Raw genomic sequence first — 22,909 nt, 5'->3', positions numbered from 1 at the left:
GCGTATGCGTAACCATCGCCTCAATCCTTGCCCTTCAGCTTCTTGCGCTCATGCCGGTCGGCTTTTTCGAAAGCCTCCTCCATTGCCCGATTGATGGTGCGCAAGACTTTGACTCGCGCCCAGCGCTTGTCGTTGGCTTCCACCAGGGTCCATGGCGCAATCTCGGTACTGGTACGGTCGACCATGTCGCCGACCGCCACGCGATAGTCATCCCATTTTTCACGGTTGCGCCAGTCATCTTCAGTGATCTTGAAGCGTTTGAAGGAAATCTTTTCGCGTTCCTCAAAGCGCTCCAGTTGCGTCTGTTTGTCGATGGACAGCCAGAACTTGACCACGATCACACCGGCGTCGGTGAGTTGTTCCTCGAAGTCGTTGATTTCACCGTAGGCACGCAGCCAGTCTGCCGGGCTGCAAAACCCTTCGATGCGCTCCACCAACACCCGGCCATACCAGGAGCGGTCGAACACGGTGAACTTGCCCCGGGCCGGGAGGTGCCGCCAGAAGCGCCAAAGATAGGGTTGCGCCCGCTCGTCTTCAGTGGGGGCGGCAATCGGCACGATGCTGTATTGGCGCGGATCAAGCGCCGCCGCCACCCGGCGAATCGCCCCGCCCTTGCCTGCCGCGTCGTTGCCTTCGAACACTGTCACCAGCGCATGGCGACGCATGCGCTTGTCACGCATCAACCCGGAAAAACGCGCCTGCTCGGTGATCAGCTGTTCTTCGTAATCCTCCTTGTCCAGGTGCAGGCTCAGGTCCAGGCTGTCGAGCAGGTTCACTTGATCGACACTGGGGAACACTGGCGCGGCGCTGACCTTTTCCGGATGAATCGTCGGCCGTTGCAATGCGCCCTGCAGGCCCGCCAGCAGAATCCGCCCCACGGCCAGACTGCGATAATGGGCATCCGCCCCGGCGATCACATGCCAGGGTGCATAGTCTCGACTGGTACGGCGCAGCACCCGCTCGCCATACTTCACGAACCTGTCATAGGTTTCCGATTGCTGCCAGTCCAGCGGGCTGATGCGCCAGCTGTGCAGCGGGTCGTCGGCCAACGCCTTCAGGCGTGCCTTCATCTGCTTCTTGGAAAGGTGAAACCAGAACTTGAAGATCAGCGCACCTTCATCGCAGAGCATCTTTTCCAGGCGCTCGGCGCCATTGATCGCCTGGTCCAGCCGCGGATCCTTGAACTCGCCATGGACCCGCCCCTGCAGCATCTGGCTGTACCAGTTGCCGAAGAAAATCCCCATGCGTCCCTTGGCCGGGAGCATCCGCCAGTAGCGCCAGGCCGGTGGCCGCGCCAGTTCTTCGTCGGTTTGCTGATCGAAGGTACGGACCTCGATCAGGCGCGGGTCCATCCACTCGTTAAGCAACTTGATCGTCTCGCCCTTGCCGGCACCTTCGATGCCATTGATCAAAATGATCACTGGAAAGCGGCGTTGCTGCTGCAATTCGAACTGCGCTTCGAGCAACGCCTCGCGCAGGGCCGGTTCTTCGGCGTCGTAGGTTTCTTTGTCGATGACGTGATCGATTTCGGCGGATTCGAACATGGATGGCTCCCTTCCAGATGTGAGCAAGACTAGCGGATTGAACTGAAGGCCAGCAGAGTTTTTCCCTAACGCCACCAACACCTGTGGCGAGGGGGCTTGCCCCCGTTCGGCTGCGAAGCAGTCGTAAAACCAGCCAACCGGATTTACCTGACAGACCCGGTTGGCTGATTTCAGGGCCGCTTCGCGACCCAACGGGGGCAAGCCCCCTCGCCACAACAGCCCTCTCGCCGCAAAAGGTTCGGGCAAGTCGAAGATTTTCTCCTACTCAGCCAATGCATGCCCTGCCACGGATCAAGCAACGCACCATCGATCGGCTAGAATGGCGACCTTGCCGTTGCCGAGCCTGCCATGAAACCTGTATTGCCCCACGCCCAGCTCGACTGGGACGACCAAGGTCGCCCGTATTCGCGAGTGTTCGATGATGTGTATTTCTCCGACAAATCGGGGCTGGACGAAACCCGCTACGTGTTCATCGAACAGAACCGTTTGGCGGAACGCTTTGCGGCCTTGCTCGAGGGCGGGCGGCTGGTCATCGGTGAAACGGGGTTCGGCACCGGGCTGAATTTCCTGTGCGCCTGGCAGGTGTTCGAGCAACACGCCGTGGCCGGTGCGCGACTGCATTTTGTCAGCGTCGAAAAGTACCCGTTGAGCCCGGCCGACTTGCAACGTGCCCTGGCACTGTGGCCGGAACTCAAGGTGTTTGCCGATCAACTGCTTGAGCAATACGTAGCCATCCATCAGGGCTTTCAGCGCCTGACGCTGGACCACGGCCGCATCACCCTGACCCTGCTGATCGGCGACGCGCTGGAGCAACTGCCCCAACTCGACGCCCGGGTCGACGCCTGGTTCCTCGACGGTTTCGCTCCGGCGAAAAACCCTGACATGTGGACCGCCGAACTGTTTGCCGAACTGGCGCGCCTGGCCGCTCCTGGTGCATCCATCAGCACCTTCACCAGCACCGGCTGGGTGCGGCGCCTGCTCAACGCCGCCGGTTTCAAGATGAAACGCACCCCGGGCATCGGCCACAAATGGGAAATCCTGCGCGGCGAGTTCCTCGGCTGGCCCCACGACGTACCCGCCCCCGCGCCCGACAAACCCTGGTTTGCCCGACCTGCACCGCCGAGCGGCGAACGCCGGGCACTGGTAATCGGCGCCGGGCTGGCCGGTTGTGCCAGCGCCGCCAGCCTGGCTGCACGGGGCTGGCAAGTGACGTTGCTGGAGCGTCACGACGACATCGCCCGGGAAGCTTCGGGCAATCCGCAGGGCGTGCTCTACCTGAAGTTATCGGCGCATGGCACGGCGCTGTCGCAAATGATCGTCAGCGGATTCGGCTACACCCGACGACTGCTCGAACACTTGCAACGGGGCCGCGACTGGGACGATTGCGGCGTGTTGCAACTGGCCTTCAATGCCAAGGAAGCCGAACGCCAGGCGCAATTGGCGGTGGCGTTTGCACCGGACCTGTTGCACCTGCTGGATCAATCCGGGGCGCAGGCTGTGGCCGGGATCGGGCTGGCACAAGGGGGCCTGTTCTATCCGCAAGGCGGCTGGGTCCACCCACCGGCGCTGTGCCAGTGGCAGGCCGGGCATCCGCGGGTTCAACTGCTCACGCATTGCGATGCGCTGGAACTGCGCAAGGTCGAGGATCAGTGGCAAGCCTGGAACGGCGAGCAATTGCTTGCCAGCGCACACGTGGTGGTCCTCGCCGGTGCAGCCGAAATCCAGCGTTTCCCCGAAAGTGCGGGGTTGCCGCTCAAACGCATTCGCGGGCAAATCACCCGCCTGGCGCAAACGCCGCAAAGCCAGGCCCTGAGCACTGTGGTGTGCGCCGAAGGTTATGTCGCTCCCGCACGCCTGGGCGAACACACTCTGGGGGCCAGTTTCGATTTCAACAGCGATGACCTGACGCCGACCACGGCTGAACACCTGGGTAACCTGGCCATGCTCGAAGAGATTTCCCACGATCTGGTCGAGCGCCTGGAGATCGATCGCCTCGACCCCGAGGGCCTCCAGGGGCGCGCCGCGTTTCGCTGTACCAGCCCCGACTACCTGCCAATCGTCGGCCCCTTGGCCGACACCCAGGCCTTCGCTCAGGCCTATGCCGCGCTGGGCAAGGACGCCCGGCAGGTGCCGGACGTCGAATGCCCGTGGCTCGACGGTTTGTACATCAACAGTGGCCACGGCTCGCGCGGCCTGATCACCGCGCCACTGTCAGGAGAACTGCTGGCCGCCTGGCTGGACAACGAGCCCCTGCCCTTGCCCAGGAGCGTGGCCGAAGCCTGTCATCCCAACCGGTTTGCGTTACGGCGCCTGATCCGCGGCAAATAGTCGATACCGCCGTCGAGAGCGCCCGCACAGCGGCTCTCGGCCCGGGTTTCGCCCTCTTATAACTCATCGATATAAAACTCCCCTTGCCGAGGCGGGTCAGTTTCTGAGTACCCGCCATTTTGGCGCAGTATCGATTGACCCTCCCCAACGGAAAAACCGGTAAGGAATTTATGTGCGGATTAGCTGGCGAGTTACGTTTTGATCATCAACCTGCAGACCTTGCAGCCGTTGAACGAATCACCCATCACCTGGCCCCTCGCGGCCCCGACGCCTGGGGATTTCATAGCCAGGGGCCGGTTGCCCTGGGCCATCGGCGCCTGAAAATCATGGACCTGTCGGACGGCTCGGCGCAGCCGATGATCGACCCGCAATTGGGCCTGTCCCTGGCCTTCAACGGCGCTATCTACAATTTTCCGGAACTGCGCGCCGAGCTTGAAAGCCTGGGTTACGCCTTCTATTCCGGTGGCGACACTGAAGTCTTGCTCAAGGGCTATCACGCCTGGGGCGAAGCCTTGCTGCCGAAACTCAACGGTATGTTTGCCTTTGCCGTTTGGGAGCGCGATGCCCAACGCCTGTTCATCGCCCGCGACCGTCTTGGCGTAAAACCCTTGTACCTGTCGCGCACCGGCCAGCGCTTGCGCTTTGCCTCAGCGCTGCCGGCATTGCTCAAGGGCGGCGACATCAATCCGCTCCTCGATCCGGTGGCGCTCAATCACTACCTGAATTTCCACGCCGTGGTCCCGGCACCGCGTACTTTGCTGGCCGGCATCGAAAAACTGCCGCCAGCGACCTGGATGCGCATCGAAGCCGATGGTCGCACCGAGCAGAAAACCTGGTGGACCCTGGCCTATGGCCCCCACGACGACGAGAAAAACCTGACCCTCGAAGACTGGCGCGACCGGGTGCTCGACAGCACCCGCGAAGCTGTCGCGATTCGTCAGCGTGCGGCGGTCGATGTTGGCGTGCTGCTGTCCGGCGGTGTCGACTCGAGTCTGCTGGTGGGCCTGTTGCGGGAAGTCGGCGTGGACAATCTGTCGACCTTCTCCATCGGTTTCCAGGATGCGGGTGGCGAGCGCGGTGACGAGTTCCAGTACTCCGACCTGATCGCCCGGCACTACGGCACGCAGCATCACCAATTGCGCATCGATGAAAAAGAGATCATCGATCAACTGCCCGCCGCATTCCGCGCCATGAGCGAACCGATGGTCAGCCACGACTGCATCGCGTTCTACCTGTTGTCCCGCGAAGTGGCCAAACACTGCAAGGTCGTCCAGAGCGGCCAGGGTGCCGACGAACTGTTCGCCGGCTACCACTGGTATCCGCAAGTGGACGGTGCAAGCGATCCCTTTGCCGCGTACCGCGACGCATTTTTCGACCGCAGCTACGACGAATACGCGGCGACCGTGCAGCCCAAATGGCTGACCGCCAATGACGCCGCCGGTGACTTCGTCAAAGCCCATTTCGCCCAGCCCGGTGCCGATGCAGCAGTGGACAAGGCCTTGCGTCTGGACAGTACGGTGATGCTGGTGGACGACCCGGTCAAACGCGTCGACAACATGACCATGGCCTGGGGCCTGGAAGCGCGCACGCCGTTTCTCGACTACCGCCTGGTGGAGCTGTCGGCCCGGATTCCGGGGCGTTTCAAACTGCCGGACGGCGGCAAGCAAGTCTTGAAAGAAGCCGCGCGCCAAGTGATTCCCAGTGAAGTGATCGACCGCAAGAAAGGTTACTTCCCGGTGCCGGGCCTCAAGCATTTGCAGGGCGATACACTGGAGTGGGTGCGTGAGTTGCTGCTCGATCCGAGCCAGGATCGCGGCCTGTTCAACCCGGCAATGCTCGACCGTCTGCTGACCGATCCCCAGGGACAGTTGACGCCGTTGCGCGGCTCCAAGCTGTGGCAACTGGCGGCCCTCAACCTGTGGCTCAGCGAACAAGGAATCTGACCGATGAAACCTCACGCCACGGCTTTCAGCCAACGCCTGTTGCGCGGCCAGTCGCCTTCCTACGAACGTTTACAGGCACGTCTGGCCGAGGATGGCAGTGAACTCGGCGCCGCGCCGATTGCCGTGCATTGCGGCTGGGGGCGCTTGTTGATCGGCCACACCTTTGCCGATGCGGCGAGCCTGGCCGCGGAGTTGCTCAACGAGCAGCCCGGCGAACGGGACATCGCGCTGTACGTCGCCGCGCCCCAGCAGGTGTTGGGGCTGGAGCCGGCGCAGCTGTTCCTCGACCCGTCCGATACCTTGCGCCTGTGGTTCAGCGACTACCGCCAGGCGACCCGGGTGTTTCGTGGATTTCGCATTCGACGCGCACAGAGCGACGCCGACTGGCAGGCCATCAACCAGCTGTATCAGGCGCGCGGCATGCTGCCGATCGATGCCACCCTGCTCACTGCGCGTCACCTGGGCGGCCCGGTGTACTGGCTGGCGGAAGACGATGACAGCGGCGCGGTCATCGGCAGCGTCATGGGCCTCAATCATGCAAAAGCCTTCAACGATCCGGAACACGGCTGCAGTCTCTGGTGCCTGGCGGTCGACCCGCATTGTGCGCGGCCGGGCGTCGGTGAGGTGCTGGTACGGCATCTGATCGAACACTTCATGAGTCGCGGTCTCGCTTACCTCGACCTGTCCGTGCTGCACGACAACCGCCAGGCGAAAAACCTGTACGCCAAGCTCGGTTTTCGCAACCTGTCGACCTTCGCCATCAAGCGCAAGAACGGCATCAACCAGTCGCTGTTTCTCGGGCCGGGCCCCGAAGCCGCCTTTAATCCGTACGCCCGGATCATAGTCGAGGAAGCACACCGTCGCGGCATCGATGTACAAGTCGATGACGCCGATGCCGGAATGTTCACCCTCAGCCATGGCGGGCGCCGGGTACGCTGCCGCGAATCCCTGAGTGACCTGACCAGCGCCATCAGCATGACCCTGTGCCAGGACAAGAGCCTGACCCACAAGGTGCTCAAGGCTGCCGGGTTGAACCTGCCCGTGCAGCAACTGGCGGGCAATGCCGATGACAATCTGGCGTTCCTTGATGAGCACCGGCGCGTGGTGGTCAAACCGCTGGACGGCGAACAGGGCCAAGGCGTGGCGGTCGACTTGCAGACCATCGAAGAGGTGCAGCACGCCATCGAGGCGGCCCGCCAGTTTGATAGTCGCGTGCTGCTGGAAAGCTTCCACCAAGGCCTCGACCTGCGAATCCTGGTGATCGGTTTTGAAGTGGTCGCGGCCGCGATTCGCCGGCCGGCCGAAGTGATCGGCGATGGCCAGCACTCCATCGGCCAGTTGATCGAAGCCCAGAGCCGGCGCCGACAAGCGGCCACGGGTGGCGAAAGCAAGATCCCGCTGGACGCGGAAACCCTTCGCACCTTGCAGGCGGCCGGATACGACTACGGCAGCATTCTGCCGGCCGGCGAGCATCTGTTCGTACGGCGTACGGCGAATCTTCATACCGGCGGCATTCTCGAGGACGTGACGGCGATCCTGCATCCGACGCTGCTGGATGCGGCTGTACGGGCCGCTCGGGCGCTGGACATTCCCGTGGTCGGTCTCGACCTGATGGTGTCCGCCGCTGACCAGCCGGACTACGTGTTTATCGAAGCCAACGAACGGGCCGGGCTGGCCAACCACGAACCACAGCCCACGGCGGAGCGATTTGTGGATTTGTTGTTTCCGCACAGCCAGCCGGCGGTTTCTTAGCTATGCGTTGTCTGGACCGGCCCCTTCGCGAGCAAGCCCGCTCCCACATTTAATTGCATTCCCCTGTGGGAGCGGGCTTGCTCGCGAAGACGGACTGATAAACAACACAACCCCCTCATCGAAACCATCGATGCGCTCAACTCATCAGGAGTTTCCATGACCAGAAAAATCCCCGAACCGGACCTCGCTTACCTGCAAAAAGTCCTGCTGGAAATGCTCGCCATTCCCAGCCCCACCGGGTTCACCGACACCATCGTGCGCTACGTCGCCGAGCGTCTTGAAGAACTCGGCATTCCCTTCGAGCTGACCCGTCGCGGCACCATCCGCGCCACGCTCAAGGGCAAGAAGAACAGCCCCGACCGCGCCGTTTCCGCCCACCTGGACACCATCGGCGCGGCAGTGCGTGCGGTGAAGGACAACGGCCGCCTGACCCTCGCGCCGGTCGGCTGCTGGTCCAGCCGCTTTGCCGAAGGCAGCCGGGTCAGCCTGTTTACCGACAACGGCGTGATCCGAGGCAGCGTCTTGCCGTTGATGGCGTCCGGGCACGCGTTCAATACCGCCGTGGATGAAATGCCGATCAGTTGGGATCACATCGAATTGCGCCTGGACGCCTACTGCGCCACCCGCGCCGACTGCGAGTCGCTGGGCATCAGCGTCGGCGATTTCGTCGCCTTCGACCCGTTGCCGGAGTTCACCGAAAGCGGCCATATCAGCGCCCGCCACCTCGATGACAAGGCTGGAGTGGCCGCGCTGCTGGCGGCCCTCAAAGCCATCGTCGACAGTGGCGAAGAACTGATGATCGACTGCCATCCGCTGTTCACCATCACCGAGGAAACCGGCAGCGGCGCCGCGGCGGCGTTGCCCTGGGACGTCAGTGAATTCGTCGGCATCGACATCGCTCCGGTCGCCCCAGGCCAGCACTCCAGCGAGCATGCGGTAAGCATCGCGATGCAGGATTCCGGCGGGCCGTATGACTATCACCTATCGCGCCACCTCCTGCGCCTGGCCAGCGACAACGAGCTGCCGGCCCGCCGCGACCTGTTCCGCTACTACTTCAGCGACGCGCATTCGGCGGTCACCGCCGGCCACGACATTCGCACGGCCCTGCTGGCCTTCGGCTGCGACGCCACCCACGGTTACGAACGCACCCACATCGACAGCCTCGCCGCCCTGAGCCGCCTGCTCGGTGCCTACATCCTCAGCCCGCCGGTGTTTGCCAGCGATGCGCAACCGGCCAAGGGCTCACTGGACCGGTTCAGTCATCAACTCGAACATGACACGCAGATGGAAAGCGATACGCGGGTGCCGTCGGTGGACAGCCTGGTGGGGCAGCGGTCGGAGAGTTGAGTCAGACTCTTCATTACCTGACAGATCGCCTTCGCGGGCAAGCCCGCTCCCACAGTTGATCGGTGGTGAACACAAATCTTCGGTTCGCCGCTGAACCCTGTGGGAGCGAGCTTGCTCGCGATGGCGTCAGTGCAGACAACATCAAATCCCAGGCTAGCCGATACCGGCCATACGCCGTAGCATCGCGCCATTGATCCAACCGAGGTGCCTATGCTGATCCCCCACGACCAACTTGAAGTCGACACCCTCACCCGCCTGATCGAGGATTTCGTGACCCGCGACGGCACCGACAATGGTGACGACACGCCGCTGGAAACCCGCGTTCTGCGCGTGCGCCAGGCGCTGACCAAGGGCCAGGCACTGATTGTCTTCGACCCGGAAAGCGAGCAATGCCAACTGATGCTCAAGCATGACGTGCCCAAGCACCTGTTTGACTGAAGCTTCAGCGTTCCTTGGTTTTCGCCAGTTTGTTCTGGATGCGCTCATAGATTTCGGAGCGGTGCACATTGACGTCCTGAGGCGCTTCGACGCCAAAGCGAACGTGGTTTCCGTTGATCGCGAGAACGCGCACGCAAATGTTGTCACCGATGGAAATGGTTTCGCCCACAACGCGACTGAGTACGAGCATAAGGAATGTCCTTCAGGGATTACTGGCCCCTGAAGATGCCCGGCCCCTCGTACGCCTACAATGCTCCGACAGCAAACCGGACTGGACTGACAGCCCTTGAAGCACCCCGCTGACGGAAAAGTCCGACAAGCCGGGTGATTGTAGGGACGAGCTGTCAGGACGCGGAGAATCGCGGCCCGAACAGGATGATACTCGCGCCAATCACACACAGCGCCACGCCGAGCCAGTCCGAACCCAGCGGACGAATCCGCTCGACCACGGCCAGCCAGCCAATCGAGGCAATGATGTAGATGCCACCGTAGGCAGCATAGGCGCGGCCGGCATAGGTGGCCTCGATACGGGTCAGCAGCAGGGCGAACAGGGTCAGGCTCAGGAGCGCTGGCACCACCCACCACATGCTTTTACCCTGGCGCAGCCACATCCAGAAGGCGAAGCAACCGGCAATTTCGAACAGCGCAGCGAGGAAAAACCAAAGGTAATTGAGCATGCAAGCGTCTCGCAAGGATGGCCGATGGCGGCCACCCTAACGACCGCGCTGCCTGCGGGCAAGATCAGCTTGCGGATTGCCTGGCCTTGGCGCGCATTTTGTCGGCCATGACGGTCATTTCGTTGTAGAGCAATTGCGGGTTCTTCTGCTTGATCGCCCAGGCCATGCGGCCCTGTTCGTGGGGCAGGATCATGAACTCGCCGGCAGCGACCTGCTGGTAGATGTAGTCGGCGATGTCGGCGGCGCTGATCGGCGAGCTTTCCAGCAGCTTGCCGACCTGGGCCTTCATGGCCGGGGTCGGGCCGCGGAAGGAGTCCAGCAGGTTGGTCTGGAAGAACGACGGGCACACCACATGTACGCCGACTTCCTGATGCGCCAGCTCGATCAGCAGGCTTTCGGACAACGCCACCACGCCCGCCTTGGCCACGTTGTAGTTGCTCATCGCCGGGCCTTGCATCAGCGCGGCCATGGACGCGATGTTGATGATCTTGCCTTTGCTTTGCTCCAGCAGCGGCAGGAAAGCCTTGCAACCCTTGACCACGCCCATCAGGTTGATTGCGATCTGCCAGTCCCAGTCCTCCAGGGACAATTCACTGAAGAAGCCGCCAGAGGCCACACCCGCGTTATTGACGATGACATCGATGCCGCCGAGCTTGACCTCACAGGCCTGGGCGAACGCCGTCAGTTGGCTGTAGTCGCGCACGTCGCAGCGCTGGATAAAACCATCGCCACCGGCTTCACGGACCAACTTCAGGGTTTCCTGCAAACCGGGCTCGCTGACGTCCGACAAGGCCAGTTGCCAGCCTTCACGCGCCCAGCGCAGCGCGATTTCGCGACCCAGGCCAGAGCCTGCACCAGTGATCATCATGCGATTTTGCATAGCAAACAGCCTTGTTGTTCTCGGAAGATGCATCGAGTGTAGCGAAGGAAGTTGCCCGACCCACGCTCCATCAGATTGCTGAATGGCCCGAGCAAACCGCGGGCGCGCCACAAGCAACTAAGGCCATCACAAAAGAAATAAGAACCTGTCCGAAATACTTCAAAAAAACTTGGAATTTTCCTGCAGTCGCATGAGTCGGAATTTTTAAGCAGCTCGAATTTACTTCATTCCCGCTGACCTGATTGGCATGGTCATTTCACTGCATTTTCGACAAGGAAAAAGACATGGGCACAATACTGATCATCATTCTGATCCTGTTACTGATCGGGGGTTTACCGGTCTTCCCGCACTCCAGAAGTTGGGGTTACGGCCCATCCGGAATCATCGGCGTCGTATTGGTGGTGCTGTTGATCCTGCTCTTGCTCGGCAAGATATGAAAGTCTGACAAGCAGATAGAAACCAGCGAAAAAGACGATGCCAGTCAATCTGACTGGCATCGTTGTTCGGATTCACACGTTAGTGAATATCCCGCTGAGGGGATTGATATTGCCGCCGTAAGGCACGCTGGTTCCGGCTGCCTTGGCTACGGTTGCCCAGATACGCTGCATGTCGACGAAATGCTGGCCGATCACCGGGTTCCCCGCGTGGTGCTTTTGATCGGCTTGCGACGTAACGTTGAAGTACCGTCCCGAACCGTCCCCGCTTTTCAACAATCCGCTCGCCCCCCCCATTAACAACATCGGCATATCGATCATGTGCTCAGGAGATCCATCGGCCATCTCGCTGGTGAGTACGACGAGTGTATGTTGGAGCAGATTGTCGCTGGGCACGTGCGGGTCCTGGTACCGGGCCAGTTCATCCAGAAACAGTTTGACCTGCCGAACGTACCATTGCCGCGTTCCCTTCCAGAGTTCTTGCCCGGAGCGTCGGTGAGCACAATCGTGGGGATTTCTCTCGGGACTGACATCAACGATATTCAGCGACTCCGCCGAGCGCCCGATCTGAAGGGTGGCGACCCGGGTTATCCCGCAACCCAAGGCGGTGGCCACCAATTTGTGGTGATCCGCCTGAATGCGGGTGCGGTGCGCTGCCGATCTGTAATCCAGAGGCTCGAGTGTCACCGGCTTACATGCCCCCACGGGCGGCCGTGTTTCCTCCAGGTCCTTGATGACCTGCTCCACCGAGTCGAGATGGGTATCAAGCTTCTGCCGCTCGCCGGTAGAAAGCCTGGCTTTGAGTTCCCGGATATCCACCAGGGATGCCTCCAGCAGCGCACGGGCCCCAGGCTGTAGTGCGCGCCGAGTCTGAGCGGGCGACTTGAACAATGATTCAGCCATCCGCATTGGATCACGGTAGGGGGTACGAATCGCACGTCCCTGAAACGACACAAACCAGGGGGTTCCATCGATTCCGGCGTGGGGGCCGGCAAACAGACTTCGGTGGGACGGCTCAGTGCCCGGCAGCGCTTGCCCCAGCAACACATCAATAGACGATTGACTCTTTTGACTATCACGCAATACCCAGTTCCAGCCATTATGACCCACGTTCCCCGGCCCCAGAATAATCCCGCGCAGGTACAACGACTGGTTGCGATAGGCGGCCAGCTCTGAACTGACTTCATTGAGCGTAAAGGCCGTGGTATCCGTCCCCTGTGCAGTGGGGTGCCACAATCCGCGCCCATCACCAAAAGCACCGCCATTGTAGGAGTCCACCGCCAGTCCGTCGGGGACCACCACAAACACGACTTTCAACCTGGCTTGCTGTGTTTGCCCGGCCAAAGCCATGCGCGCCAAACCGAATTGAGTCAGAGGACCGAAGACACCTGCCGCAGCCAGGCCCGCGAGAAAACGCCGACGACTTTTCAAAATGCCCATGATCAATTCCTCTCGGTTTTGTAGATGAACGCCTTGGAAGTCCCCAGGGTTCGCAACATTTCTGCCAGGGAGCCTGAAGTTTTCAAGCCATCGGCAATCGCCTTCACTGTCCCGGAGGTCGATTCATCCGATTTGTTGCCGAACACAAACCGGAAGTAACTGTCGGCCATGCAGAACTGTGATGCCGGGTTACGCGAGACAATTCTTGCGACATCCCGGACATCATCGACCTGCTCGGTGCCGGCCAGACTGATGAACGGACCGGAGGCCTTGATCGGCAACATCTGCGGATACTGGTTATAGTTGTGGGCCTTTTCCTGAGTGCGATAACGACCAGCCGCGTCGTAATGCTCCATCGACGACCCTGTGTCATTCATGTATTGATGGCACTGCCAGCAGCGTCCACCTGAGGCTTGCTCGCCGTTGACCAGGTCCCAATGCTCACGGGTGGTAATGGCGCGAGGCGGATAAACCGGTTCTGTCGGATCGGCCTCCACCGGAGCACCGAACTCACGGCAGAACATCTGCTCACGAATCATGATTCCACGCTTGACCAATGAGGTACTCACCAAGTCTGACGTGGCAGCTTGAGTCAGCCCCAGATGCAACAACCCTCCCCGTTTTTCGTCCACCACGACCTTTTGCATCGTGCTGCCCGTGACACCGCTGATGCCATAATGCGCGGCCAGGTCCTGATTCAAATAGGTGTAGCCGGGGTTGAACAACTCGTTCAGGGTGCCGGAACCCAGCAGCATATTTTTGCTCAGCAGATACTGCTCCTGCGTCATGAGCTCAATCATGTGTCTGGTCAGTCCCGGTTTTTCCTGGACGCCTCGAACCGTTTTGACGTAATAGCTGACGAAGCGGTTGAACTGCTCTATGCCGCGATCGGTTTGCATCATTCGCTGAATTTCTGCAGCGATCTGTTGTGAGGTCTGCAGTTCGTTGCGCTGCGCCTTGGCCAGCAGCTCAACATCCGGCGTCGTGCCCAGGAACCCGTAAGAGAGCGCAGTGGCTACCTCGAACGGTGTGAGCTGATACACCTTGCTTGCCGATGCTGACTCCACTCCCAACTCCGAGCGATAGAGAAAGTTCGGCGACATCATCAGAGCGGTGATTGCAGCCGGCGCCCCTTGCTCGTCGAGGATTTTCTGGTACCGCAACCGCTCGGCGTCAGTGACAGGCCGTCGGAACAACTGATAGCCCAGGGAGGTGACCAGATCGGTGCCTGCCCGGGAGGTTGCCAGCGCGCTCAACCGCGACGGCGAAACCTTTTCTGCCACCGACAATGCCATGTCGTAAAACAGTTTGACGTCCTCTGCCTGCAGAACGCCCATGTTCGCTTCCCCAGGGTACTTGAAGTCTTTTTCGGACTTGTCGGCCGGCAGCTTCTCGGGATTGACTTCAACCCCCAGAATGTCCAGGACGGTGGCGGCATACTCATCTGGCGTCAGCAATCGCAACTGCCGCGCGCCATAGGATTCGTCCTGATCCAGGTAAGGTTTCCAGACGACGTCGAACAAGTGATTACTGATTTCAGTCGCACAGGTGGTGTCGCAATGCCCTGAAACCGGCATGGTCTTGATTTGTTTGACCAACGCGTCCCGACCCGCCACGCTCCAGAGCAAGGCCTTACTCGCGCTGTTGAAGTACTCGACCGCATGGCACTTGGTACAGGCCCCCGCCAGGACCGTTTCGCCCAGGCTCTCGACATGATGGTAAGTGACGAGTGGCAGCTGCCGGTCCTGGCTGGACTCATCAATCACCACCGTCTCCAGTTCCGGCTGCGGTTTTTCCTTAGGATAAAACGGGTAGATAACCTTGTACTTGCCATAGTCGAGGAGCTGCGTCGTAGTCCCGCCCCATGGAATGTTTATGACCGGTGGCTCAGCATTACTCTGGTCCTCGTTAATCAGGCTGACGTGCCATTGGGCATCGGGGACGGAAGCAGGCCTGGTCGGTGCCTTGATCGTCACCTTGACCTCAAGCTTGATCGGCCGCTCGCGATAACGCAGGTTGATCGTATGAGTCTTGCTGGTTTCCGATAGCGTTAACGCTGTGTTGCGCACCTCGGGAATCCAGTTTTTCACATCATTGAGGCGCAACTGATACTCACCATACGCCAACCCATTGAGAACCAGCGCAGACTCATTGTTTAACGGATTCCATGAAATTTGCACCAGTCGACTATTGCCGTCGGGGGCAATCAGATAACCACTGATCATTTCGTTTTCCAGGCCGGGAGGTGACAGCATTGGACGTAACGCCAACTGCGTCTGCGGCAACCCGGTCGCGTCATAGCGCACGCGATAGATGACCCCGGCGACGTCATCGCTGATCAGCAGGCTGCCATCCGCCAGTTCAAGAAACTCGACGGGGCGCCCAATGCACGAGCTGTCCAGGCAATAGACATCAAATCGTTCCGGGGCCTGCACAAATCCATTGATCAGCGGGATCTGGTTGACCACGCGCGTACCGTCCTGGATGGTCAGCATTTGTATGTCCATGCCTGGACGGGCAGTGGAGCCCGCACCATGCACGGCAACCAGCAAACGTTGGGTCCTCTCGGTGGCCGGGTAACCTGACCAGAACTTGACCCCGAGCGGCGCCGTGTTGGTGCCCGACTCAAAAGCTGCCGGCACATAATCAGCGGGGTTGATCTGCTCGAGCGACTTGTCGGACACAATGGCACCGGGCACCAGCGGCGGCTGGATCACACCCGGGTTCAGGTACTCCTCCTGAGTGAATCCGGGCGTGTCCTTGCCAAACCGATAAGGCACGCCGAAATGCAACCCGGGGCTGCGGATAAAGTTGACCTCGTCAGGGTTGGGGAAGCCTTGGCGATTGTTGTCGCTGAACCATATTTTGCCGTCCTTGGGGTTCCAGTCGAAGCCGACAGAGTTACGCACCCCCGAGGCCAGAATCTCGGAAGCCCCCGTTTCCGGGGAGTAGCGCAAGACCGTCCCATAGCGCTTGTCGGCAGGAATCATGCACAAGTTGCACGGAATGCCGACCGCTGTATAAAGCCACTTGTCTGATGGATCGAGTGGATTGAAGCGCAAGGGGTGCTTCATGTGCCAGATGCGAGTGTTAGAACCGGACGACAGAGGGGGCAAGGGAAACAGGTTGTCGTCTGCCGGAAAGCTGAAGACCCGTTCGGGTTTCGGGTCTTTGTAATGATCGTCCGCGTTACGCAAGCGATACAGACCACCCGTGGTCGAGTAATAGAGATCACCGTCGCGATACGCCACGCCGTGGGGCTCTTCCAGACCGCTGGCAATGACATGAATGCCCGTCGGTTTACCCGCCCCATCCAGTGGCAACGCGTAGATCATGTCGCCGATTTTTCCGCCATAGACGTACGAAGGGATTGCACTGGAGCCGACATACAATACGTTCTTGCCCATGGCCATCTGCCTGGGTTGAACAAGCCCCTGGGCAAACAGCTCGATTTTCACCCCCGGCAAACCACTGAGCTTGCTCACATCCACCGGTGGGCGATACGTCACCGTCACGGCTTGCTCTGCCCCTTGCGCCTCCTTGAACGTGACAATGCGCGGCGTGTTCAGCGGGATGTATCCATCGGCGCTGTTCATCACCAATTGGTAGTCGCAGGCTTTCAGATTATCGAGGTGGATCGTTTCGTTGGCCTTCGCCCTGATCGAAATTTCTTCGGCCTTGCAGCGCAGAGTCCCGGTGACCATCTGATCAGCGCGAGCGACACCGGGCACCGCCGGTTTCAGGGGTGCTTTGCCGCCAAGGGTGGCAAAGCTCAGCGTAAGGCGATTGCCTTCGAAACCACCGCATTCACCGAGGTCCTTCCACGCGTCTGGCCAGTACTCGTTTTCGAGTGGCTTATAGGCCGGTTGCCTGCACCATTGCCAACTGCCGATGCCTTTCGGTGCCTCGTCGTCTTTCCAGCATTCAAACTGTTGGCCCTTGTGCTGTACCTGTTGCCCTTGTTCATAGAGCGTGCCCTCCGCATAAGCGGGTGCGGTACAGGACTGAGGTGAGGGCGTGGACTCTGATGTTCTGGTGAACGCCACCCAAGCGATGACAGCGGCGAGCGCCACCAGACACGCGAGCCACAGCAAACGAAGCACACCGACAGACTTGTTCATGAAGCGAGCCTCACTCGTTAGACAAGTGCTTCAACCCAGTGGACAAATCTGTTGATTCGATGTCCTGCGGCGAACCACCTGAACCGAAGCGGCAGGCCAGAAAAGCGCCAAAGCCACCCCCGGCGTTTCTATTGGAATGTCTTCCAGTGCGGTTCCACAGCATCACCAAGACATGGCACGAAAGCCAAAGAGACAGGAACAGACAGACACTCATCCTTGCGACACTGCCCGCTCTCAACGTCGCTGTTACAAACGTTGGATCAGGTACGAAGCACCTGTATGAAATCCCCAAACCCCAAGGGTGTCTACTGTCAGAGTTGACAGGTATTGCCCTTGGTTGCGGTTCTTCGCCACCCGGCAAACATAAAAAATCCGATGCCTGTGCAGGCATCGGATTCTGATTTTTTGTTGCCTGAGGTCAGGCAGCAAGACCTGACTGAATACTTAGTCCGGAGTGCCGTCAACGACACCCGCGGTGTTGTCCAGCAGGCTCTTGGTCGCTGTTTGCAGGAACGCTTCGAGCTTGAGTTTCAACTCGGCGGTACGCGGCGCGTCAGCAATGACTTCGGCGCGAGGCTTGGCACCCAATTCATACTGATACAACTTCGGCGCCATGTCCTTGTCCTTCGGCAGGACCAGAACCTGGTCGGCGGTGAGGATGGCCGTGGTCTGCTCGCTGCCCGACGGCTTGATCACACCAATACCGGCATCGCCCTCCGGCAGGTCAAGCAGATCGCGTCCCCAGCACTGATGGCGCACTTCGCCACCGATGCGGCCCATGATGGTCGGCACGATGTCGATCTGGGTGCCCACGGTGTGGTCACGCTGGCCGAATTTTTCCTGGATGCCCGGCGCGATCATCAGCATTGGCACGTTGAAGCGGCCCAGGTCCATCTCGGTGATCTGCTGTTCGTTACCAAAACCGTGGTCACCGACGATGACAAACAGGGTTTCCTTGAAGTACGGCTCCTTGCGGGCCTTTTCAAAGAACTGGCCCAGTGCCCAGTCCGAGTAACGCATGGCGGTCAGGTGTTCGTTCAGGTTGCCACGATCGGTTACGCGCTCGACCGGCAATGGCGTCGGCAAGGCGTAAGGCGTGTGGTTGGACAGGGTTTGCAGCAAGGCATAGAACGGCTTGCCGTTTTCCCGCGCCTTGAGCTCGACCAGGCCACGGTCGAACATGTCCTGGTCGGACACGCCCCAGGTCGGATCAGAGAACACCGGGTTCACAAAATCGTTACGACCGATGAAGTTGGTCATGCCCTGGTTGCTGAAGAAACCCGACTGGTTATCCCAGGCGAAATCGCCGTTGTAGACATACACGTCGTCGAAGTCACGGGCACTGAGCAACTGCGGCAGCCCAGACAGCTTGTGGCTGCCTTCCGGGGTCTGCATCAGGTATTCGAAGCCCGGCAGGTTCGGGAAGCAGGCCATGGTGGCGAACATGCCCTGGTGGGTATGGGTGCCGTTGGAGAAGAAGCGGTCGAACAGCAAGCCTTCCTTTGACAGTTTGTCGAGGTACGGCGTGATGTTGCCCGGCCCGCCCAGCGCGCCCACCGAGTGACCGGCCATGCTTTCCATCAGGATCACAACGACGTTCTTGACCGGCAGGGTCTTGTCGGCCGGCGGGGTGTAATCGCGACGTACCGCTGCGGTGTCGGCATCCACCAGTTTATCGGCCGGTACCACCAGCATGTCACGCACCACTTGCTGGGCTTGTGGCTGAGGCAGGGTCGCCTTCCAGATATTGTCGCGATCCTCGGACATCCGGCTCTTGGCGGCGGCGACCAGAGAAAGCGTACCGTTGAGACCCAACTGGTTGGCGAAGTTGGAATCTGTGGTGTAGACATCACCCCAGCGCATCGGCGGGCCTTGACGCAAGGTGCCACGGGCCGCGACGACGCAGATCAGCAGGCAAACCACGAACACGCCAACGCGTGCATACCACGGCGCAACCTGGCGAGTGCCGATGCTGCCGCCACTGAACGGGCCACGAGGGCGGGTCGCACGGTCTGCGCCCTTGAACGCCAGGCTCAGGATCCATGTGCCCACGGCCCATGCCAGCAGGTAGCGGACCACGGGGAAACCGTACCAGAGCATGCTCATCACGGTTTTCGGATCTTCCTTGACGTACTGGAAGACCAGGCCGTTGAGGCGCTGGTGGAACTCACGATAGAAGTCCATCTCCATCAGGCCCAGGAACAGCGCAATGCTGGAGACGACTGTCAGCCAGAGACGGAACAGCCCGCGTGCGGCCATGGCCCGGACACTGAACAATGACAGCAGCAACGGAATACTGAGATAGACCACCAGACGCAGGTCGAAACGCAGACCGTTGGCGAATGCCTCGAGGAAGGTCGAAGCCGGTGTATCGAGGATCATCGAGCGGTTGTAAACCAGCAGCGCGACGCGCAGCAGGCTGAACATGACCATCATGACCAGTGCACACAACAGCGTGTAGGCCAAATGCGATTTGACGGTCGGTTGCAGCAGGCGACTAAAGGCTCGCTGCTGATTCAGGGCGTCCGGGATTGCCATGTCGTTTTAGGACCCATTGGAAGTTGAAGTTTCAAAAAATACAGCTGCGCCTGGCCCTCTTTTCGGCCCGTACAAGGCCCGGGGGTTTGCGCGGTGCGCAAATGTTGCACGATCAACGGCTGCATTGCCATTGATTACTACCCTCATCCCGACTGTTTCATCCTGCATTCAGCAATACGCTGCGGGTTGCGGGAGAGCTGACGAATTGTCTTGGAGACGTGGTGAAAATTTCGTGCAACGCATATCCGGTAACAAATTAAAGCCCCCCCCCTGCCCTGTCAAAAACGCAAACGCCCCGAACCGACCGGGGCGTTTACAGTCACCTTAAAAGAATCACACCGTCACTTCTCGGCGCGTTCCTTGAGGGCTTTCAAGGTATTGAACGGGGCATCCACCACGAACTTGTTGGCCACCATCGACGGTACGCTGCCGCCCGGTTCGGTGTGCACCTGATAGGTCACTTCGATCTGGTCGCCCTTGGGTACGAACTTCCAGAAACCGTCGACCTTGGCAACCCGGACGAAGCCTTTTTCTTCAGGAAGGTATTTCGGTACGCCTTCGAGTTTGCGGGTCAGGCTGCCATCGGCACCTTCGGTTGTGGTGATGTGCAGCACCGAGTCACGCGGAGTAACCGGCCATGGGGTGTTGAACTGAGTGTAGGTCCAGCTCTGGTCACCTTCGTGCTTGAGCAATTTCTGGGTTTTGCATTCGTGAATCCAGGCGCAGGCTCCGGACACGTCATCCTGCAACGCACGCAGCTTGGCCATGGTGGTTTTCATCAGCGTAACGCCCTGGTAGGCCTTGTAATCGGACCCGGCCACTTCACTCAGGGAGACCTTGATGCCGTCTTCGTTTTTCGCGATTTTCCAGTCTTCGGCCTGGGCCGTCGAGGTAGCCAGCACAACCGTCAAACCACACAGCACAGCCATACGATGCAGCGAACTCATAGTCTTATTCCTTATTGTTGAAGTTCCGTTCGTTGGGCTTGCACCTGCGATCACCTTCAGGTCTTTCGCAGGTGATCGCAGGTGCGAGCCCACACATCACGCCGCCGTCATTTGCTCCCACCAGCCAATCAGCCGGATGGCCTCTTCGCTGCTGCTTCCGCACACCTCGGGGTCGGCCTCGAAGGCAGAACACACCGCCGGCCGTTCCGGCTGGCCGAAAATATTGCACAGGTTATCGGCGGAAAGCTGCAGGCAACGCTGCCCCGCGGCCTTGCCGTTGGGCATACCGGGGATCGGTGAACTGATGGACGGGGCAATGCAACAAGCGCCACAGCCCTCACGGCATTTCATGACGACAAGCTCCTCGCAACGAGCAATGTGTAAAAGGACGGGGCACAGAGTACCCGCTAAAACAGTTGTTTTAAATTACCTGCGAGCGGGTTTTTCCACGTTAACGGGCATGACCGACCAGTCTCCGACAAAGCGTCTGTTCTGCGGCTCGCGGAACTTGCTGGCGTTACTGCTTGAACTCGAAATCCAGTGCCGCGCCTTCAACCTCACGGCGCTCTTCATTGCGCAGTTGCAGCTGCATTTCATTGCTGAGCAGGCGGCCGTTGAGCTGGAACGGGCTGCTACCGCTTTTGTCACCGAACATCTGGGGCAGCAGTGGTTCGCGCTTGGACAACGGCACTGTTCCGACCGGCTTGAGTTCCTGAACCATATCCTTGGGCAAGCTCAGGTCCAGCTTGGCGGATGGAAGCTCGGTCTTTACCACTTCGCTGGCCGGTTTCGATTTGGAAGCAATAGGTGGGCGTTTTTTCGCGGACGTCGCCGGTTTCTTGGCCGGCGAAGCTTTTTTTGCGGGTGCGGTTTTTATCGGTGCAACGTGGAAACTGCCGGTGGCCTGCTGATCCTGCTCGGTGGCGGCAACGACGGATACCGGCTGAATACTCGCAATCAGGCAGAGCAAAAGCCAGGCGGCAGGAAAAGTCGGTTTCATGTATCCAACGGTGGGTGCAAACGGCAGAGGTGTCTATGCTCGCCTGTTGCAGCCCACAAGACAAGCGCAGTAGCAGACTATTACAAACTGCCAGCCATCTCCTGGCAGAGTTGGGTGGCCAGCATGCCCAGGGTCATCAACGCGCGCTCGGCTTCACGATTCCAGGGCGTGCCGCAATTGAGGCGAATGCAGTGATTGAATTGCTCGGTATTACTGAAGATCAGCCCGGGCGCAATACTGATGCCCTGCTGCAATGCCCGCACGTGCAACTCCTGGGTGTTGACCCGCCCCGGCAGACTGACCCACAGAATGAAGCCACCGGTGGGCCGGGTCATCTGCGTGCCTTCCGGGAAATACTGCTGTACGGCCAGCTGGAAGGCACTGAGGTTCTTGCGGTACTCCTGACGGATAAAGCGCAAATGCCGGTCATACCCGCCATTCTCCAGGTAAGCGGCAATTCCCATCTGGGTCACGCTACACGCTGAATGCGTGCTGAAGGTCTGCAAGCGCTGGATTTCCTGCTGATACTTGCCGGCAATCATCCAGCCGATCCGCACCCCGGGTGACAGGGTTTTCGAGAAGCTTGAGCAATAGATCACCCGGTCCAGCCGGTCATAGGCCTTGAGGGATTTGGTGCGTCCCTGCTCGAACATCAGCTCACCGTAGATATCGTCTTCGACAATCTGGATATCGAAGTCCGACGCCAGGCGCAGCAGTTGTTTCTGCCGCTCTTCAGGCATGGTGCCACCCAACGGGTTACTCAGCCGAGTGGTCAGCACCAACGCCTTGATCGACCACTGGTTGGCTGCCAGTTGCAGGGCTTCCAGGCTCATGCCCGTGGCCGGATCGCTGGGGATCTCGATGACCTTGAGGCCCAACAGATCGGCCAGTTGCAGCAACCCGTAATAGGTCGGCGACTCGGCTGCAATCAGATCGCCCGGACGGGTCAGCACGCGCAAGGACATCTGCAGCGCATCGACGCAGCCGTGGGTGATCACCACTTCCGACGGATCGACCACCACGCCGGCATCGCGCATGCGGATCGCCACCTGTCGGCGCAACGGCTCGAAACCGGGGCTGAACATGTAACTGAAGGCCCGCGGGCTATGGAAACGAGTGACTTTGGCCAATTGCTGATGCAGCGCTCGCACCGGCAAATAATCGACACTCGGCACCGCCGCGCCCAGCGGGAAGACACCTTCACGACGGGATTCGACCAACACTTGTTGAATGATGCTGCTACGGGTGACCAGGCCGGGGCGCTCGACCCGGGCGATGTCCGGCGTCGGCGCCGTGAGTGCCGGCGTCTGGTGCACGTAGTAACCCGACTGCGGCCGGGCGCGGATCAGCCCCTGATCTTCGAGATTGGCATACGCCTGCAACACCGTCGCATGACTGACATTGAGCTGCGAGCTCATCTTGCGCACCGAAGGCACGCGCTCTCCCGGCTGATAGACTCCTCGGCGGATGTCTTCGGCCAGTTGTTGAGCAATACGTTGATAGAGCAAAAGATTGGTCAT

The 22,909-nt window shown here is 60.0% G+C and carries 17 protein-coding genes; 6 read left to right on the top strand and 11 right to left on the bottom strand.

Annotated features, from left to right (window positions below; translation table 11 throughout):
• Positions 1–20: 20 nt before the first annotated feature.
• Entirely contained in the window at positions 21–1,544 is a 1,524-nt protein-coding gene (pap, locus tag KSS91_RS07610) for a polyphosphate:AMP phosphotransferase (protein WP_217837505.1), read from the bottom strand.
• Between the two features lie 348 nt (positions 1,545–1,892).
• Here pap and mnmC point away from each other — a divergent pair, with 348 nt between their 5' ends.
• The 5 genes from mnmC to KSS91_RS07585 all read left to right on the top strand — a co-directional run bounded on the left by mnmC (position 1,893) and on the right by KSS91_RS07585 (position 9,352).
• A complete protein-coding gene (mnmC, locus tag KSS91_RS07605; RefSeq protein ID WP_217837504.1) occupies positions 1,893–3,872 on the top strand; it encodes a bifunctional tRNA (5-methylaminomethyl-2-thiouridine)(34)-methyltransferase MnmC2/FAD-dependent 5-carboxymethylaminomethyl-2-thiouridine(34) oxidoreductase MnmC1 in 1,980 nt (659 codons plus the stop codon).
• Positions 3,873–4,042: 170 nt separating this feature from the next.
• Positions 4,043–5,815 (top strand): N-acetylglutaminylglutamine amidotransferase, encoded by a 1,773-nt coding sequence (locus KSS91_RS07600; protein ID WP_217837503.1) that lies wholly within the window; start codon positions 4,043–4,045, stop codon positions 5,813–5,815.
• A gap of 3 nt (positions 5,816–5,818) precedes the next feature.
• Positions 5,819–7,567, top strand: coding sequence for an N-acetylglutaminylglutamine synthetase (gene ngg, locus KSS91_RS07595; protein ID WP_217837502.1), 1,749 nt, complete (start codon positions 5,819–5,821; stop codon positions 7,565–7,567).
• A gap of 156 nt (positions 7,568–7,723) precedes the next feature.
• Positions 7,724–8,914: an osmoprotectant NAGGN system M42 family peptidase gene (locus KSS91_RS07590; protein WP_217837501.1), complete on the top strand. Its 1,191-nt coding sequence runs from the start codon at positions 7,724–7,726 to the stop codon at positions 8,912–8,914.
• Positions 8,915–9,124: 210 nt separating this feature from the next.
• Complete coding sequence (locus KSS91_RS07585; protein ID WP_003199186.1) at positions 9,125–9,352, top strand: YheU family protein; 228 nt, start codon at positions 9,125–9,127, stop codon at positions 9,350–9,352.
• A 4-nt stretch (positions 9,353–9,356) separates the two neighbouring features.
• Here the strand turns inward: KSS91_RS07585 and csrA are convergent, their stop codons facing one another.
• From csrA to KSS91_RS07570, 3 genes are all read right to left on the bottom strand, one after another.
• Positions 9,357–9,542 (bottom strand): carbon storage regulator CsrA, encoded by a 186-nt coding sequence (gene csrA / locus KSS91_RS07580; RefSeq protein WP_104448987.1) that lies wholly within the window; start codon positions 9,540–9,542, stop codon positions 9,357–9,359.
• A 154-nt stretch (positions 9,543–9,696) separates the two neighbouring features.
• Positions 9,697–10,029, bottom strand: coding sequence for a YnfA family protein (locus KSS91_RS07575; protein WP_008004345.1), 333 nt, complete (start codon positions 10,027–10,029; stop codon positions 9,697–9,699).
• Between the two features lie 64 nt (positions 10,030–10,093).
• Entirely contained in the window at positions 10,094–10,909 is an 816-nt protein-coding gene (locus KSS91_RS07570) for an SDR family oxidoreductase (protein WP_095966328.1), read from the bottom strand.
• 284 nt (positions 10,910–11,193) lie between these two features.
• Here KSS91_RS07570 and KSS91_RS07565 point away from each other — a divergent pair, with 284 nt between their 5' ends.
• Positions 11,194–11,346 (top strand): DUF3309 family protein, encoded by a 153-nt coding sequence (locus KSS91_RS07565; protein ID WP_018606531.1) that lies wholly within the window; start codon positions 11,194–11,196, stop codon positions 11,344–11,346.
• A 72-nt stretch (positions 11,347–11,418) separates the two neighbouring features.
• Here KSS91_RS07565 and KSS91_RS07560 read toward each other — a convergent pair whose 3' ends face one another.
• The 7 genes from KSS91_RS07560 to KSS91_RS07530 form a co-directional block, all read right to left on the bottom strand.
• Positions 11,419–12,783, bottom strand: a complete 1,365-nt coding sequence (locus KSS91_RS07560; RefSeq protein WP_217837500.1) for a DUF1552 domain-containing protein — start codon at positions 12,781–12,783, stop codon at positions 11,419–11,421.
• Between the two features lie 2 nt (positions 12,784–12,785).
• Positions 12,786–16,904, bottom strand: coding sequence for a DUF1592 domain-containing protein (locus KSS91_RS07555; RefSeq protein ID WP_217837499.1), 4,119 nt, complete (start codon positions 16,902–16,904; stop codon positions 12,786–12,788).
• 444 nt (positions 16,905–17,348) lie between these two features.
• Positions 17,349–19,442, bottom strand: coding sequence for an LTA synthase family protein (locus KSS91_RS07550; RefSeq protein WP_015093954.1), 2,094 nt, complete (start codon positions 19,440–19,442; stop codon positions 17,349–17,351).
• Positions 19,443–19,783: 341 nt separating this feature from the next.
• The gene (locus tag KSS91_RS07545; RefSeq protein WP_217837498.1) at positions 19,784–20,389 is read right to left on the bottom strand and encodes an START domain-containing protein; all 606 of its coding nucleotides are present in this window, start codon (positions 20,387–20,389) and stop codon (positions 19,784–19,786) included.
• 96 nt (positions 20,390–20,485) lie between these two features.
• Positions 20,486–20,740, bottom strand: a complete 255-nt coding sequence (locus KSS91_RS07540; RefSeq protein ID WP_007973695.1) for a YkgJ family cysteine cluster protein — start codon at positions 20,738–20,740, stop codon at positions 20,486–20,488.
• A 166-nt stretch (positions 20,741–20,906) separates the two neighbouring features.
• Positions 20,907–21,389, bottom strand: coding sequence for a translation initiation factor 2 (locus tag KSS91_RS07535; protein ID WP_217837497.1), 483 nt, complete (start codon positions 21,387–21,389; stop codon positions 20,907–20,909).
• An 80-nt stretch (positions 21,390–21,469) separates the two neighbouring features.
• Positions 21,470–22,909, bottom strand: a complete 1,440-nt coding sequence (locus tag KSS91_RS07530) for an aminotransferase-like domain-containing protein (protein ID WP_015093951.1) — start codon at positions 22,907–22,909, stop codon at positions 21,470–21,472.

Origin of the sequence: Pseudomonas azerbaijanorientalis (assembly GCF_019139795.1) — a bacterium.
GTDB lineage: Bacteria > Pseudomonadota > Gammaproteobacteria > Pseudomonadales > Pseudomonadaceae > Aquipseudomonas > Aquipseudomonas laurylsulfatiphila.
Note: the sequence above shows the minus strand (reverse complement) of the source record. Positions and strands in the feature narration are given on the sequence as shown.